The organism is Roseomonas sp. HF4 (assembly GCF_005222755.1).
Classification (GTDB): Bacteria; Pseudomonadota; Alphaproteobacteria; order Acetobacterales; family Acetobacteraceae; genus Neoroseomonas.
In genome coordinates, this window is record NZ_STGD01000006.1 from 100,218 (window position 1) to 115,225 (window position 15,008).

Consider the following 15,008-nt stretch of genomic DNA (forward strand, 5'->3'; position numbering starts at 1 on the left):
GCCGCTCTCCGGCCACGCCCTACGCGAACGTCAGCAACCGCCGCGGCGTCTCCACCAGGATCTCGCGGATCTCGGCCTCGGAGAAACCGCGCCGGCGCATCAGTGGCAGCACGTTCCGGTGGATATGCGCGTAGCCCCAGCCGCCCCAGCGCGTCATGTGCGACCGGTGGCAGATGTCGTGCGCGATCACGACCTGCCCCCGGTGCCCGCGGTCCAGCACCTTGCGGATCGCCCGCAGGCGGCCCGCGTCGTTCGGCATGTCGACGTCCCAGTTGTGCGGGTAGAGGCAGCTTTCCTGGCCGAACAGGTCCCATTCCAGCACCACGCCCGTGTCCGCCAGGCGGAACAGCGCGTCATCGTCCATGATGGTGCGGTCGATGTGGTCCATGATGGTGCGGGACGGGTCGCCGCCGCGGGCCGCGATGAACTCCATCACCTCCTGCGGCTGGTCCTGGCGCCGGCCGGGGTGGATGGTCAGCGCCGCGCCGGTTTCCTGCTGTGCGATGAGCGCGGCTTCCAGCACCCGGCGCTCGAGTGGCGTCCACGGGTTCTGGCAGCCGATCTCCCCGATCAGGCCGGCACGGACCGCCGTACCCCAGAGGCCCTCCTGCACCTGCGCCACCATCTCGGCCGCGAAGTCGTCCACGCTGCGATGGTGGTTCTCGGGGAACTGGTATTCCTCGACATAGTGGCCGCAGCCCATGACGATGTGACAGCCGGTGGCGTCGCTCACGCGGAGCAGCCCCTCGGGGTCGGGGGAGATGCCGCCGATCGTCAGTTCCACGATCGTCTCGCAGCCTGCCGCCACCGCCTCGGCCACCGCCTCGATCGCGACCTCCGCGCTCGGCTGGTGGAGGTTGGCGGGCGAGCCTGCCATCGAGGTCGTCATGCCCCAGTGGTTCGCAAGGCCGGGCTCCTCCCCCTGGTCGCCACTGCGCAGCGGCGGCGGGCGGAGGTCCCAGATCAGGTGCTCGTGCATCAGCGTCGAGCCGAGCACGGCGGGGTCCACGAGGCCGCGCACGGTCTGCGCGCGGCCCCGCATCTCGTCCCGGGTCAGGCGCGGCATGACGCTCAGCCGCGCCGGATGTTCCAGGGATAGGCGGCGGTACCCTGGAGGAACCCGGACAGCCCCGCGCGATAGGCGCTGGCGATGAAGAACTGGCCGAGCGGCAGGATCGGCGCATTCTCGAAGGATTCCCGCTGGATCACGTCGGCCAGGCGCTTCTGCTCCGCCTCGGTCTCGGCCAGCAGCCACTGCGCCGCCGCTTCCTCGACGCGGGGGTTCTCGTACCAGCCGAACCAGCCGCGCTGGCCGAGCCCGCGCAGCGTCGCGTTCACCGCCGGGTTGATGATGGACACCGACGGCCACCAGGTGTGGAAGATGTTCCAGCCGCCGCGCTCCGGCAGTTCCTTGCTGGCGCGGCGCTGCACCACCGTGCCCCAGTCGGTCTCGACCAGTTCCACATTCATGCCGAGCCGGCGCAGCAGGTCCGCCGTGACCTGGCCGAAGGGCCCGATGGTCGGGAAGTCCGTCGGGTTGATGATGACGATCTTCTCGCCATTGTAGCCGGCGGCGCGGAGGTCCGCGCGCACGCGGTCAAGGTCGCGCGGGCCGCGCAGCGCGTCGTTCGCCGTCGCGCTCTCGTAAGGCGTGCCGCAGGGCCACATGGACGGGCAGACGCGGAAGGCGGCCGGGTCGTTGCCGGTGACGGCACGCACGTAGTCTTCCTGGTTGATCGCGCCGAGCAGGGCGCGGCGCACCGCCGGCTTGTCGAAAGGCGGATGCAGGCAGTTGAACCGGGCGACGCCGATGTAGCCGAGGGTGTTCAGCACCTTCACCTCGACGCCGCGGTTGCGGCGCAGCAGCGGCGCGAGGTCGGCGTTGATCTGCTCCCACCAGTCGATCTCGCCGGCCTGCAGCGCGGCGGCGGCCGTCGCGCTGTCGGGCATGATCGTCCACTCGACACGCTCCATGTGCGCGACCTTGCCGCCCGCAGTGCGGGACGCCGGCTCCTGCCGCGGAACGTAGCCGTCGAACTTGGCATAGGCCGCGCGGCTGCCCGAGACGTATTCGTCATTGAGGAAGCGATAGGGGCCGGAGCCGATATTCTCGCTGATCTGCTGGAACGGGTCCGTGCGCGCGATGCGCTCGGGCATGATGAAGGGTACCACCGCGGCCGGCTTGCCCAGCGCCTGCAGCAGCAGCGGGAAGCGGGACTTCAGCCTGATGCGGATGGTGCGGTCGTCCTGCGCGCCCCATTCCTCGACGACGGCGCCGAGGGACTGGCCGAAGGTGTCGCGCTTGCTCCAGCGTGCGAGGCTGGCCGCGCAATCCCGCGCGCGGACGGGCTCGCCATCGTGGAAGCGCAGCCCCTCCCGCAGGCGGATCAGCCAGGTGAGGCCGTCGTCGGAGACGGTGTGCCCCTCGGCCATCTGCGGCGCGACGCGAAGGTCGTCCGTCAGTCCGTAGAGGGTGTCGTAGATGTGCCAGCCATGGTTCTCGGTGACCGCGGCGGTGGTCCAGACCGGGTCGAGCGAAGTCAGGTTGGCCTGCGGCACGAAGCGCAGGACGCGCGCCCGGTTGCCCTGGGCCAGCGCCGGTGCGGCCTGCGTGGCGGCGGCGGTCGCGGCGGTGGCGGCGAGGAAGTCTCGGCGACGCATGTCACTCTCCCTGGGTTGGGCCCGCTTCGAGGCAGGCGCTTCCCGGCCAGACTGGCACCCGCGGCACGGGCAGGACAAGGCGAGGCGGCGCGACGCCGGCTCGCGCGACGCTCGGCTGGACTTGAAATAGGATTAATTTCCCTATACGCTGCGGGACGGTCGTGCAGGAGGCGCCCCGGTGGCATGCGACGCGCACGGCGCCCACCAGGGCGGGGACAAGGCGACGTCGGCGGCGCCGCGCCGCGTGCGGCCGGGTCCGACGGCATGGGGCCCTGCGAAGCCGAAGGCGGCGGGCAGCGTGCGGCGCCGGATCATCCGGGTGCCACGCGCGCTCGCGCCTGGACCGCCCCGGCATGCCGGTGCCGCCCACGCGGGTCGTTCGGTTCCGGCCCATCCGGAGCCTCCTCGCCCTGAGGCCGGCGGCGGATCTGTCCGATACCTGCCGGCACCCCCGGGGAGGCGAAGTGGATATGTCCGAAACCCGCAGGCGCCCCTCGCCGCGTGCCCCGCAATTGTCCGAAGCCCGCCGCGCGGCCTGCGCGCCATCGCAATGCGCTCCGGCGCCGCCGTCAGCCCGCGCCGCCGCAGAGCCCGATCGCGGCCGCCATGTGCGGCGGCACCGGCGCCTCCGCCTCGGCCGGCGGGTCAAGCGGCAGCACCAGCCGCCGCGCCAGCAGGTGCAGCCCGCCCGCCCCGCCGGCGCCGTACACCGGGTCGCCCAGGATCGGCCAGCCCGCGGCCGCGCAATGGACGCGCAGCTGGTGCGTCCGCCCCGTCTCAGGCCGGAGTTCCAGCCAGGCGAGGCCCCCGCCGCGCCCGAGCACGCGCCAGGCCGTCGCGGCGGGTTGCCCGTCGGGGTGCGGCTCCATCCGCCAGCCGCGCGCGGCGCTGCTCACCTTCCGGAGCGGCAGCGCGATGCGCCCGTCCGCCCCCCTCGGGCCGCCGGCCACGACGGCCCAGTAGGTCTTGCCCGCCAGGCCGGCCGCGAAGATTCGCCCGAGCGCCGCCAGCGCCGGTTTGGTGCGGCCGAGCGCCAAGCAGCCGGCCGTGTCGGCGTCGAGGCGATGCGCCGGCTGCGGCAGGTGCCGCTTGCCCATGCGCAGCGCCTCCAGCCAGTCCTCGAGCGAGGCGCCGCCGCGCGGGCCGCGATGCACGGGCAGCCCCGCCGGCTTGTCCAGCACGATCACGTCGTCGCGCAGCAGCAGGATGTGCCGCGCGATCTCAGGTGGCGCTTGGCGCGACACGGGGCTGCGTGGGACGCTCGGGCGTATCATGTCGGGATCATCCAGGCCGCCCCTCGTCATCTGCCTCGGCAACGTCGTGGCGGACCACACCTTCCGCGTCGAGGACATACCCCAGCCGCCGGCCAAGGTCCCGGCGCGCGGCTACAGCATCGGCCCAGGGGGCATGGCCGCCAATGCGGCGATCGCGGTGGTGCGCCTCGGCGGCCGCGCCGCCTTCTGGGGCCGCATCGGCGACGACCTCAACGGCGAGCCGCTGGCCGAGGCGCTGGAGGCCGAGGGCGTGGACGTCACGGGCCTGCGCCGTGTCCCAGGTGGGCGCACCCCGGTCGGCGCCGTGCTCGTGGACCCTCGGGGGGAGCGCACCATCATCTCCTTCCGCGGCTCGGGCCTCGGCACGGATACCGACTGGCTGCCGCTCGACATGATCCGGGACGCCGGCGCGCTCTGCTGCGACCCGCGCTGGCCCGAGGGCGTCACGGTGGCGGCGGCGGCAGCGCGGGAGGCCGGCGTGCCCGTGATCCTGGACGGGGAGCGGAGCGAGACGCGCATCCTGGTGGACCTGGTGCCGCGGGTGGACCATCCGATCTTCTCGGTCCCCGGGCTCGCGAACTACGCCCCCGGCCGCGATCCGGAGGAGGGGCTGCGCCAGGCGCTGGCGTCCGGCCCCGTGAAGGTCGCGGCGGTGACGCAGGGGGAGAAGGGCGTGCTCTGGATGGCGGCCGGCGACGACAAGCCGACGCGCACCCCGCCGCTCCCGGTCGAGGCGACCAACACCACCGGCGCGGGGGATGTGTTCCACGGCGCCTATGCGCTGGCGATGGCCGAGGGGATGGCGGTCGCGGATGCGATGCGCTTCGCGGCCGCGGCCGGGGCGCTGCGCGCGCGGGACGGGGCCACGCCGACGCGGGCGATGGTGGACGAGGTCCTGTAGGGACCGGCTTCCCGCAACCCGCCGCGCCGTCAGGGCCCGGCAAGCCGAGCCTTGCCGAACGGCATCGACCGCAGGCGCTGCCCCGTCAGCGCGAACACCGCATTCGCCACCGCCGGCGCGACGCCCGGCGTGCCGGGCTCCCCCACGCCGCCCATCGGCGCGCCGCTGTCGACGATGCGCACATGCACGCGCGGCATGCAGTCCCGGCGCAGCACGCGATAGGTATCGAAGTTGCGCGTCGCGACCTCGCCGCGCGCGAAGACCACCTCCTCGGCCAGCGCGGCAGAAAGCCCGAGCGCGGCGGCGGATTCCACCTGCTCGGCGATGGTGCGGGGATTGACCGCGCGCCCCGGATCGATCGCGATCCAGAGGTCGTGCACCACGACCTCGCCGTCGCGCACCGAGACCTCCGCGATGGTCGCGACCTCGGACCCGAAGGGCGACGCCATGGCGAGGCCGCGCGCGCGCCGCGTGCCGTCCTCCGCCGTGAAGGGGCCGGGCCGCCAGCCGCCCGAGAGCGCCGCCACCTCCTGCAGCAAGGCGCGGTGCCGTTCGCTCCAGGACAGCAACGCCAGGCGGAAGCCCAGGGGATCGCGCCCCGCCGCATGGGCCACCTCGTCGAGGAAGCTCTCGAGGAAGAAGTCGTTCATCGAGTGCCCGACGGACCGCCAGAAGCCGAGATTGACGCCGGGCGGATGCGGCACGGGCACGAATTCCATGCGCTTCGCCGCGAAGCGATAAGGCTTGCCGGTCAGCCCCTCCATCACCGAGCCGTCCACGGGCGGGCTGCCGAGCCGCGCGGCGCCGAAATGCCGCGTGACCGGCCCTTCCCCGTAGCCCGAGGCCTGCAGCGCCACGACCTCGCCAGACGGGTCGAGCCCGGCGCGGAAGGTCGCGAAGGACAGCGGGCGATAGGCGTCGCGGGCGAATTCCTCCTCGCGGCTCCAGATCACCTTGACGGGGCGGCTCGCGGTCCTGGCCAGCAGGATCGCCTGGGTGTGGGCATTGGCGCTGCCATAGGCGAAGTGCCGCCCGAAGAAGCCGCCGAGCGGCGGCGAATGCAGGCGGACCTTCGCTTCCTCGATCCCCGCGGCGCGCGCGGCGGAAGCGCGAAAGAGGTCCGGCGCCTGGTTCGGCACCCAGACATCGAGCGTGCCGTCCGCAGCGAAGCGCGCGGTGGCCGAAGGCGGCTCCATCTGCGCGTGCGCCAGGTAGGGCGCGTCGTACTCCGCCTCGATGACGCGCGCGGCACCGGCCATGGCGGTGCGGAGGTCGCCCGCCTCCTCCGCCGTGTTGCCGGGCGTGCCGGCGGCGGCCTTGAGGCGACCGAGCATGGCGGCGGCATCGAAATCCGCCTCCATCACCGGCCCCTGCAGCGCGGCCCAGGCGACCTGCGCCTGCGCCACGGCGGATTTCGCCCGCCACCAGGTATCGGCGAGGACAGCGACGGCGCCGGGCAGGCGATGCACGGAATGGACGCCGGGCAGGGCGCGCAGCGCGTCCTCGTTCGTCACGGCGGCAGGCTGGGCCCCGGCGCGCGGCGCATGCAGCACGGCGGCGAGCAGCATGCCCTCGACCTTCACGTCGATGGCATAGGCGACCCGGCCCGTGGATCTCGCCCGAACGTCGAGCCGCGGCAGCGGCCGCCCGATGACACGGAAGCGCGCCGGATCCTTGAGCGGCGCGCCGGCCGGCGGCGCCAGCGCGGCGGCGGCCTCGGCCAGGTCCGCGTAGTCGATCGCGCGGCCGGATGAGGCGTGCAGCACCCGCCCCGCGCCGGTCGAGAGCGTCGATGCCGGCGCGTCGAGCCGCGCCGCGGCGGCCTCCACCAGCATCGCCCGCGCCGTCGCGCCGAGCGTGCGGAAATGCGCGAAGGAGGACCGCACGGACAGCGATCCGCCGGTGAAGCGCGCATTGCCCCCCTGCATGACGCGGTACGCCTCGCCCGGCGGCGCGCAGGCGACGACGAAGCGCGCCGGGTCGGCGTCGAGTTCCTCGGCGACGATCTGCGCGACGGCGCTGTCGATGCCCTGGCCGCCCTCGACGAAGGGGTTCTGCAGGTGGATCGTGCCGTCCGGCGCGATGCGGAGATACGCCGCGACCCGGGTCGCATGGCGCAGCGCCGCCGCGGCCGAGGCCTGCGCGTGCGGCGCCCGGACCGGAATGGCCAGGCCGAGCACGAGCCCCGCCCCGAGCAGCCCGCGGCGCGAGAGGTTGGCGGGGGTCGCCCGGTGCATCTCAGCCGGCCTCCGCCGCCGCGCCGATCGCGCGCGCGACGGCGTTGTAGGTGCCGCAGCGGCAGATGTTGGTCATGGCGTCGCGGATCTGCGCGGCCGAGGGCTTCGGCACCGCGGCCAGCAGCGCCGTCGCGGCCATCACCTGGCCCGACTGGCAGTAGCCGCATTGCGGCGCCTGGTGCTCGACCCAGGCCTCGACCACGCGCCGGCCGACGGGATGCGCCTCGATCGCCTCGATCGTGGTGACGCGGCGGCCGGCGACCGCCTCCGCCGTGACCGCGCAGGACCGCGCCGCTTCCCCGTCCAGCAGCACGGTGCAGGCGCCGCAGGCGGCGATGCCGCAGCCATACTTCGTTCCGGTCAGGCCGAGCTGCTCGCGCAGCACCCAGAGCAGGGGGGTGTCGCCCTCGACCTCGAGGCGATGGGTCGTGCCGTTGACGTCCAGTTCGATCATGCGCGCCTCCGCTTCGACCCCGCCCTGGTCAAGATGATGCTCAGGCGGGGCAGGCGGAAGTCCAGGCCCGCGTGCGGCGGCATTCCGGGAGATGAAGTTGACCTGAACGAAAAATTGCCGGATGGTAATATTCAGTGACGACCTCGAAGCGGGCGCACGGGACGTTGTTTGACCGCACGAATACCATCCGGGAGGAACAAAACATGACCAAACTCACACGCCGTGCTCTCGGCCTCGGTGGCACCGCCGCGCTTCTGGCAGCACCCGCGGTCGCTCAGCAGCGCCAGGCGCGGTCCTACGTGCTGACCACGGCGACGACGGGCGGCACCTACTATCCGGTCGGCGTCGCCATCGCGACGCTCGCCAAGGTGCGGCTGCAGTCCTCCCAGGGGCTCGACCTCAGCGCCATCTCCTCGGCCGGGTCGACCGAGAACGTGAAGCTGCTGCGCGAGAACCAGGCCCAGTTCGCCATCCTGCAGGGCCTGGTCGCGCAGTTCGCGGGCAGCGGCACTGGCGCCTTCCAGGCCGAGGGCGTGCAGCGGAACCTGCGCGGCATCCTGCCGCTCTGGTACAATTACGAGCAGTACGTGATCGACCGCAGCCTCGCCACCACCGGGCGGATCGGCGACATGGCGAACCTGTACGGCAAGAAGTTCTCGATGGGTGCGCGCGGCTCGGGCCTCGAGACCATGCACCGCTGGATCTTCCCGAACCTCGGCATCGACTACGAGAAGTTCGACCTGGTCTACCAGGGCTATGGCCCGACGGCGGAGAGCCTGCAGAACGGCTCGATCCAGGGCGGCAACTTCGAGGCCGGCCTGCCGACCGGCGCGCTGACCCAGGCGATGGCCAATGCCGGCACGCGGCTGAAGATCCTGGCGTTCAACGAGGAGGATGTGCGGCGCGCCAACGGCAACACCTCGCTGCTGTCGCTCTCGACCATCCCGGCGAACACCTATCCGAACCAGCCCGAGGCGGTGCCGACGGCGCGGCTGCCGAACTTCTTCGCCTGCAACGCGGCGGTGCCTGAGCAGGATGTCTACCTGGTCACGAAGTCGATCTTCGAGAACCTGCCCTTCCTCAACAACATCCACGCTGCGACGCGGGAGATCAGCCTGGCGGATTCGCTCGGCGGCTATCCCTTCCCGCTGCATCCGGGCGCCATCCGCTACTATCGCGAGAAGGGCATGACCGTGCCCGCGGCGCTCATCCCGGCGTGATCGCCGGCGGCTGATCAGGCGACGGCGGCCGGGCAGCGACCCGGCCGCCGCACCCGCGCCCGACGGCGCGGCGGAGGCAACCCCTGGGGCCGAGGCTCCGGGCCCGCCCGCAACCGGGAAGCGGCGCGGACCCGGCGCGCGCGGCGGGCATGACAATGGCTGGAACACTGGAAGCGGCCCCGGCCGCGCGCGCGGTCGACATCGATACGGGGCGCGTGCTGCGCGGGCCCGGCACGGTCGCCGGACAGGCGGTGATGGCGGGCGGCGCGCTGCTCGCGATCCTGCACATCTACGTCAATACGCTCGGCACCTGGTCCGAGACCTGGCTGAACGTCGTGCACTTCGGCGGCTTCGGGGCGCTCTGCGCGCTCGCCTACCCGGCCTTCGAGGCACGCACGGCGCGCGGCGCGCGGGTGGCGCTCGCGATCGACGTCGTGCTCGCGCTGCTGGCGCTGTCCTGCATCGGCTACCTGATGCTGACCGAGACGGCGTTCTTCGAGCGCAACGCCGCCTATCACTGGCAGGACTGGGTCTTCACCGCGCTGGCGCCGCTGCTGGTGCTGGAATTCGTCCGGCGCACCACCGGCCTGCTGATCCCGGCGATCATGATCACGGCCTTCACCTATGTCGTGGTCTGGGGGAAGTACGTGCCGGGAATGCTGACCTTCCCGGGCCTGACGCTCGAGACGATGCTCTACCGGACCTTCTGGACCGATGACGGGATGCTGGGCAACATCGCGTCGATCTCCGCGACCTACGTCTTCATGTTCGTGCTGTTCGGCGCCTTCCTGAACCGCTCGGGTGCCGGCGAGTTCATCATCGACTTCGCGCGCGCCCTTGCACGGCGGATGATCGGCGGGCCGGGCTATGTCGCGGTCATCGGCTCGGCGCTGATGGGCACCATCTCGGGCTCGACCGTCGCGAATGTCGCGGCGACCGGCGTCATCACCATCCCGATGATGAAGCGCGCAGGCTTCCGCCCGCGCTTCGCCGCCGCGACCGAGGCCGCGGCCTCGACCGGCGGGCAGATCATGCCGCCCATCATGGGCGCGGGCGCCTTCGTCATGGCGTCCTACACGGGCATCCCCTACCTCACGATCGTCGCCGTCTCGGTGCTGCCGGCGATGCTCTATTTCTGGTCCGTCGCGGTCTATATCCGCATCGAGGCCAAGCGCGAGGGCCTGACCGCCGCCGACCCGGATGCGCCCACCCTGGTCGAGGCCTTCCGGCGCGGCGGCCTGCAGTTCTTCGCCCCGATCGGGGTGCTGATGGGCCTGCTGATCGCGGGCTATACGCCGACCTATTGCGCGGGCGCGGGCATCGTCGCGCTCATCGCCTCCTCCTGGTTGCGGAAGGGCTACGGGATGGGGCCGCGCGCGGTTTTCGAGGCGCTGGCCAAGGGCGCTTCCGACATGATCCTGACGGCGGTGCTGCTGGTGGGCGTCGGCGTCGTGGTCAATGCCATCGCGACGACCGGCATCGGCAACACCTTCTCGCTCATGATCAACCAGTGGGCCGGCGGCAGCCTGTTCGTCGCGCTGGTGCTGATCGCGCTCGCCTCGCTCGTGCTCGGCATGGGGCTGCCGGTGACGGCGTCCTATGTCGTGCTGGCCACGCTCTCGGCGCCGGCACTGGCGGAACTCATCGCGCAGTCGAGCGTGATCCAGGCGGTGGCCGCAGGCACGATCGGCGACCAGGCCAAGGGCATCCTGATGCTGGTGGCGCCCGACCGCATGGCGGAGATCGGCCAGCCCATGAGCCTCGCCGCTGCCACCGCGCTGGTGGCGCTCGTGCCGCCCGACATCGCGCGCACCTTCACCGAGGGCGCGCTGTCGACGGAGGCGCTCACCATCGCGCTGCTGTCCGCGCACATGATCATCTTCTGGCTGAGCCAGGACAGCGGCGTCACGCCGCCGGTCTGCCTGACCGCCTTCGCCGCGGCCGCCATCGCGCGAACGCCGCCCATGGCGACCGGCTTCACGGCCTGGAAGGTGGCGAAGGGCCTCTACATCGTGCCCTTCCTCTTCGCCTACACGCCGCTGCTCGGCGGCAATCTCTGGCACGACCTCGAGGTGTCGTTCTTCGCGGTCTTCGCGATCTATGCGCTGGCCGGCGCGATCGACGGGCACCTCGAGGCGCCGGTCTCCTGGCCGCTGCGCGCCGTGCTGTTCGCGGCGGGCTGCGCGCTGATGTGGCCGGAGATGCGGGTCGCGCATCTCGGCGGGCTGGCGGTGTTGGCGGCGGTCTTCGCGCTCAACCTCCGCGCGGCGCGGCGAGGAGCACGGATGGTCGTGGCCTGACGCGGCGGGGGGGGGGGGGGAACCTCCCCCGCGCCCCCTCCCTTCTCTGGCACCTGGCGCCGGTCCTTGAGGTTCGGATACCAAGTGACAAAGAAGGTTGAGGGGGGTCCGGGGGGGGAAGTTCCCTTCTCCCTCCGCCCGCGCTCAGGGCCAGGCGACCTCCGGCGGCAGCGACATCAGGATCGCCTCCACGTTGCCGCCGGTCTTGAGGCCGAACAGCGTGCCGCGGTCGTGGATCAGGTTGAATTCCACGTAGCGGCCGCGGCGGATGAGCTGCTTCTGCCGTTCCTCCGCCGTCCAGGGCTCGTGCATCCGGCGCCGTACGATGGCCGGATAGGCCTCCAGGAAGGCGAGGCCGACATCCTTCGTGAAGGCGAAGTCGGCCTCGGGCCCGTTGCCGGGCGTCCGGTCGCCGAGCCAGTCGTAGAAGATGCCGCCGAGGCCGCGCGGCTCGTTGCGGTGCGGCAGGAAGAAATATTCGTCGCACCATTGCTTGAAGCGCGGATACCAGGCCGGGTCCACCTTGTCGCAGGCGGCCTTGTAGGCGGCGTGGAAGCCGCGCGCGTCCTCGGCCGCCTCGGCGCTGTCGGGGAACATGGGCGTGAGGTCGCCGCCGCCGCCGAACCAGGCGCGCGTCGTTACGATGAAGCGGGTGTTCATGTGCGCCGCCGGCACGCGCGGGTTGCGCAGGTGCGACACCAGCGAGATGCCCGTCGCGAGGAAGCGCGGGTCAGCCTCCGCCCCTGGGATCTGCTTGCGGAACTCGGGGCTGAACTCGCCATGCACGGTCGAGACGTTGACGCCCACCTTCTCGAACACGCGCCCGCGCATCACGGACATGACGCCGCCCCCGCCTTCGGGCCGCGTCCAGGTGGTGCGCTCGAAGCGACCGGGCGGCAGGTCGCGGTGCGGGCCTTCGCGGAGTTCGTCCTCGATCGCTTCGAATTCCGCGCAGATGCGGTCGCGTAATTCCTCGAACCAGGCGCGGGCGGGCGCGACGAGGGGGTGGTCGGCCGGCGCGGCCCCTGGCCCGGGGGCCGCAATCTGTTCAGTCATGTAACGCTCCCTGGGATGCGCAGGGGGTGCCATGGACACTCCGCGCGACGCGCCCTTATAAGGGCGGCCGCGCGGAAGGGGCAGCGTGCGAACGCGCGCGCCGCCTGCCCACGGTGGGGCGAACCTCGGTCAGCCCCGGACAATGTAGATGCGGTCGGCGGCGCCCCGGGATCCGGGCGGCCCGGCGGAAGGGATGGAGTGGCATGGCCGATACTGGTGGCGCCTCCGCGTCCGAAGGGACGCCCCGGCGGGACTTCCTGAACCTGGTGACGGCGTCCTTCGCCGCGGTGGGCGTGGGCGCGATCGCCTGGCCCTTCATCGCCTCCCTCCAACCCGCGCGCGACGTTCTGGCCCTGGCCAGCACCGAGGTCGAACTTGCGCCGATCGCGGTCGGCCAGGCCATCACGGTGATGTGGCGCGGCAAGCCGGTCTTCGTGCGCCACCGCTCGGCGGAGGAGATCGCCACGGCACGCGAGGTGCCGCTGTCGCAGCTGCCCGACCCCGCACCCGACCAGAGCCGCGTCCAGAAGGACGAGTGGCTGATCGTGCTCGGTGTCTGCACGCATCTCGGCTGCGTGCCGCTCGGCCAGAAGCCGACCGATGCGCGCGGCGAGTACGGCGGCTGGTTCTGCCCCTGCCACGGCAGCCACTACGACACGGCCGGGCGCATCAGGAAGGGGCCGGCGCCTCGGAATCTTGAAGTTCCGCAATACGCCTTCACCTCCGACACCAAGATCCGGATCGGCTGAGGAGCGGAACGATGGCGATCGGCCTTCACAACAGCGACTTCAAGAACCCCGTCGTGCGCTGGATCGACCAGCGCATGCCCATCTTCACGATGATGCAGAAGGAGTACGGGACCTTCCCGACTCCCCGGAATTTCAACTATTTCTGGAATTTCGGCGCGCTCGCCATGGTCAACCTCATGATCATGATCGCGACCGGTATCTTCCTCGCCATGCACTACACGCCGCACACCAGCTACGCCTTCGATTCGGTCGAGCGCATCATGCGCGACGTGAACTTCGGCTGGCTGATCCGCTACGTGCACATGAACGGCGCCTCGATGTTCTTCATCGTGGTGTTCATCCACATCTGGCGCGGCATGTATTACGGGTCCTACAAGGCGCCGCGCGAACTGCTCTGGATGCTGGGCGTCGTCATCTTCCTGCTGATGATGGCGACCGCCTTCATGGGCTACGTGCTGCCCTGGGGCCAGATGTCCTTCTGGGGCGCCACCGTCATCACCAACCTGTTCAGCGCCTTCCCCTTCGTCGGCGAGTGGATCGTGTCGCTGCTGTGGGGGGGCTTCAGCGTCGACAACCCGACGCTCAACCGCTTCTTCAGCCTGCACTACCTGCTGCCCTTCGTGATCGTGGGCGTCGTGTTCCTGCACGTGGTGGCGCTGCACATCACGGGTTCGAACAACCCCCTCGGCGTCGAGCCGAAGGGCCCGCAGGACACCCTGCCCTTCCACCCGTACTACACGGCGAAGGACAGCTTCGGCCTGGTGATCTACTTCATCGTGTTCGCCGGCTTCGTGTTCTTCGCGCCGAACTACCTCGGCCACCCGGACAACTACATCCCGGCCGACCCGCTGGTGACGCCCGCGCACATCGTGCCGGAATGGTACTTCCTGCCGTTCTACGCGATCCTGCGCGCGGTGCCCGACAAGCTTGGCGGCGTTCTGCTGATGTTCGGCTCGATCGCGGTGCTCTTCGTGCTGCCCTGGCTCGACAGCAGCCCGGTCCGCTCGATGCGCTTCCGCCCGATCGCGCGGGTCGCCTTCCTGCTCTGGACCGTGTGCTTCTTCGTGCTGATGTATTGCGGCGCCAAGCCGGCTGAGGAGCCCTACGTCACCATCAGCCGTCTCGCGACGGCGTACTACTTCGCATACTTCCTCGTGATCCTGCCGCTGCTCGGGCGTCTCGAGCGGCCGCTGCCGCTGCCCGAGAGCATCGCCCGCGCCGTGCTCGGCGGCGGTGGGCCGCTGCCCGCCGGCGCCGCGGCGAAGCCGATGGAGAAGGCCTGACCATGGTCCGCAACGCCCTCAAGGCCTTCGCCGTTATCGGCGGCCTGCTCGCCGCCATGCCGACCCCCGCCCGCGCGGCGGGGGAGGCGATCGCGATCCCGCGCGCCGGTTTCTCCTTCGACGGGATCTTCGGCACCTACGACCGCGCCAGCGCGCAGCGCGGTTTCCAGGTCTACAAGGAAGTCTGCTCGGCCTGCCACGCGATGCGGCTGCTGTCCTACCGCAACCTGCGCGAGCTCGGCCTGACCGAGGCGCAGGTGGCGCAGATCGCGTCCCAGTTCACTGTGATGGACGGCCCCAACGACGAAGGCCAGATGTTCGAGCGCCCGGCCCGCCCGTCCGACCGCTTCCGCCGCCCCTTCCCGAACCAGCAGGCAGCGCGCGCGGCAAACAACGGCGCCTACCCGGTGGACCTCTCGGTCATCACCAAGGCGCGCGCCGGCGGCGCCGACTACATCCACGCGCTGCTGACCGGCTACCAGGACCCGCCGGACGGCGTCACGATGATGGAGGGGATGAACTACAACCGCTACTTCCCCGGCCATCAGATCGCCATGGCGCAGCCGGTCTACCCGGACCAAGTGGAATTCGCCGACGGCACGCCCGCCACGCTCGACCAGGTGGCGCGCGACGTCGCGACCTTCCTCGCCTGGGCGGCCGAGCCGGAGCTCGAGGAGCGCCGCGCCATGGGCGTGAAGGTCATCATCTTCCTGACAATCCTGGGCGGCCTCGCCTATGCCGTGAAGCGGAAGATCTGGGCCGACGTCCACTGACCGCTGCCGCCGCGCCGGGACGGCGCGGCGGGGACGTCGACGTCGCCTTCGGACGCCACGACGAGACCGGCCCGGGGTGCCCGCCCCGGGCCGTTTCCTT

At 71.5% G+C, this 15,008-nt stretch carries 12 protein-coding genes; 6 read left to right on the forward strand and 6 right to left on the reverse strand.

Annotated features, from left to right (window positions below; translation table 11 throughout):
- Positions 1 to 19: 19 nt before the first annotated feature.
- The 3 genes from E8M80_RS11220 to E8M80_RS11230 form a co-directional block, all read right to left on the reverse strand.
- Entirely contained in the window at positions 20 to 1,066 is a 1,047-nt protein-coding gene (locus E8M80_RS11220; RefSeq protein WP_137125785.1) for a phosphotriesterase, read from the reverse strand.
- Positions 1,067 to 1,071: 5 nt separating this feature from the next.
- Positions 1,072 to 2,661: an ABC transporter substrate-binding protein gene (locus tag E8M80_RS11225; protein WP_137125786.1), complete on the reverse strand. Its 1,590-nt coding sequence runs from the start codon at positions 2,659 to 2,661 to the stop codon at positions 1,072 to 1,074.
- A 569-nt stretch (positions 2,662 to 3,230) separates the two neighbouring features.
- Positions 3,231 to 3,935: an RluA family pseudouridine synthase gene (locus E8M80_RS11230; protein ID WP_137125787.1), complete on the reverse strand. Its 705-nt coding sequence runs from the start codon at positions 3,933 to 3,935 to the stop codon at positions 3,231 to 3,233.
- On the opposite strand from E8M80_RS11230, the gene E8M80_RS11235 reads away from it, so the two are divergent.
- The gene (locus tag E8M80_RS11235) at positions 3,934 to 4,836 is read left to right on the forward strand and encodes a PfkB family carbohydrate kinase (protein WP_170979344.1); all 903 of its coding nucleotides are present in this window, start codon (positions 3,934 to 3,936) and stop codon (positions 4,834 to 4,836) included. The genes E8M80_RS11230 and E8M80_RS11235 overlap by 2 nt on opposite strands.
- A 29-nt stretch (positions 4,837 to 4,865) precedes the next feature.
- Here E8M80_RS11235 and E8M80_RS11240 read toward each other — a convergent pair whose 3' ends face one another.
- The gene (locus E8M80_RS11240; RefSeq protein ID WP_137125789.1) at positions 4,866 to 7,073 is read right to left on the reverse strand and encodes a xanthine dehydrogenase family protein molybdopterin-binding subunit; all 2,208 of its coding nucleotides are present in this window, start codon (positions 7,071 to 7,073) and stop codon (positions 4,866 to 4,868) included.
- Between the two features lies 1 nt (position 7,074).
- Positions 7,075 to 7,527, reverse strand: coding sequence for a (2Fe-2S)-binding protein (locus E8M80_RS11245; protein ID WP_137125790.1), 453 nt, complete (start codon positions 7,525 to 7,527; stop codon positions 7,075 to 7,077).
- A gap of 203 nt (positions 7,528 to 7,730) precedes the next feature.
- Between E8M80_RS11245 and E8M80_RS11250 the strand changes: the two genes are divergently transcribed.
- Positions 7,731 to 8,747, forward strand: a complete 1,017-nt coding sequence (locus tag E8M80_RS11250) for a TAXI family TRAP transporter solute-binding subunit (RefSeq protein ID WP_137125791.1) — start codon at positions 7,731 to 7,733, stop codon at positions 8,745 to 8,747.
- A 155-nt stretch (positions 8,748 to 8,902) separates the two neighbouring features.
- Positions 8,903 to 11,047, forward strand: coding sequence for a TRAP transporter fused permease subunit (locus E8M80_RS11255; RefSeq protein ID WP_240789993.1), 2,145 nt, complete (start codon positions 8,903 to 8,905; stop codon positions 11,045 to 11,047).
- Positions 11,048 to 11,191: 144 nt separating this feature from the next.
- Here E8M80_RS11255 and hemF read toward each other — a convergent pair whose 3' ends face one another.
- Complete coding sequence (gene hemF, locus E8M80_RS11260) at positions 11,192 to 12,103, reverse strand: oxygen-dependent coproporphyrinogen oxidase (protein WP_137125793.1); 912 nt, start codon at positions 12,101 to 12,103, stop codon at positions 11,192 to 11,194.
- Between the two features lie 203 nt (positions 12,104 to 12,306).
- Here hemF and petA point away from each other — a divergent pair, with 203 nt between their 5' ends.
- Genes petA through E8M80_RS11275 form a run of 3 tightly spaced genes read left to right on the forward strand, consistent with a single transcriptional unit; the run spans position 12,307 to position 14,908 of the window.
- On the forward strand, positions 12,307 to 12,852 hold the full coding sequence (gene petA / locus E8M80_RS11265) for a ubiquinol-cytochrome c reductase iron-sulfur subunit (RefSeq protein WP_137125794.1): 546 nt from the start codon (positions 12,307 to 12,309) through the stop codon (positions 12,850 to 12,852).
- A gap of 11 nt (positions 12,853 to 12,863) precedes the next feature.
- Positions 12,864 to 14,135 carry a cytochrome b/b6 gene (locus tag E8M80_RS11270; protein WP_137125795.1) on the forward strand — a complete coding sequence of 424 codons (1,272 nt, stop codon included), beginning with the start codon at positions 12,864 to 12,866 and terminating at the stop codon, positions 14,133 to 14,135.
- Positions 14,136 to 14,137: 2 nt separating this feature from the next.
- On the forward strand, positions 14,138 to 14,908 hold the full coding sequence (locus E8M80_RS11275; RefSeq protein WP_137125796.1) for a cytochrome c1: 771 nt from the start codon (positions 14,138 to 14,140) through the stop codon (positions 14,906 to 14,908).
- Positions 14,909 to 15,008 lie beyond the last annotated feature (100 nt).

Excerpts from the sequence above, each read along its gene's own strand:
- E8M80_RS11235 (WP_170979344.1), top strand. The coding sequence starts at position 3,934 with ATGTCGGGATCATCCAGGCCGCCCCTCGTCATCTGCCTCGGCAACGTC.
- E8M80_RS11240 (WP_137125789.1), bottom strand. The coding sequence starts at position 7,073 with ATGCACCGGGCGACCCCCGCCAACCTCTCGCGCCGCGGGCTGCTCGGG.
- petA (WP_137125794.1), top strand. The coding sequence starts at position 12,307 with ATGGCCGATACTGGTGGCGCCTCCGCGTCCGAAGGGACGCCCCGGCGG.
- hemF (WP_137125793.1), bottom strand. The coding sequence starts at position 12,103 with ATGACTGAACAGATTGCGGCCCCCGGGCCAGGGGCCGCGCCGGCCGAC.
- E8M80_RS11275 (WP_137125796.1), top strand. The coding sequence starts at position 14,138 with ATGGTCCGCAACGCCCTCAAGGCCTTCGCCGTTATCGGCGGCCTGCTC.
- E8M80_RS11225 (WP_137125786.1), bottom strand. The coding sequence starts at position 2,661 with ATGCGTCGCCGAGACTTCCTCGCCGCCACCGCCGCGACCGCCGCCGCC.
- E8M80_RS11245 (WP_137125790.1), bottom strand. The coding sequence starts at position 7,527 with ATGATCGAACTGGACGTCAACGGCACGACCCATCGCCTCGAGGTCGAG.
- E8M80_RS11250 (WP_137125791.1), top strand. The coding sequence starts at position 7,731 with ATGACCAAACTCACACGCCGTGCTCTCGGCCTCGGTGGCACCGCCGCG.
- E8M80_RS11255 (WP_240789993.1), top strand. The coding sequence starts at position 8,903 with ATGGCTGGAACACTGGAAGCGGCCCCGGCCGCGCGCGCGGTCGACATC.
- E8M80_RS11230 (WP_137125787.1), bottom strand. The coding sequence starts at position 3,935 with ATGATACGCCCGAGCGTCCCACGCAGCCCCGTGTCGCGCCAAGCGCCA.
- E8M80_RS11270 (WP_137125795.1), top strand. The coding sequence starts at position 12,864 with ATGGCGATCGGCCTTCACAACAGCGACTTCAAGAACCCCGTCGTGCGC.
- E8M80_RS11220 (WP_137125785.1), bottom strand. The coding sequence starts at position 1,066 with ATGCCGCGCCTGACCCGGGACGAGATGCGGGGCCGCGCGCAGACCGTG.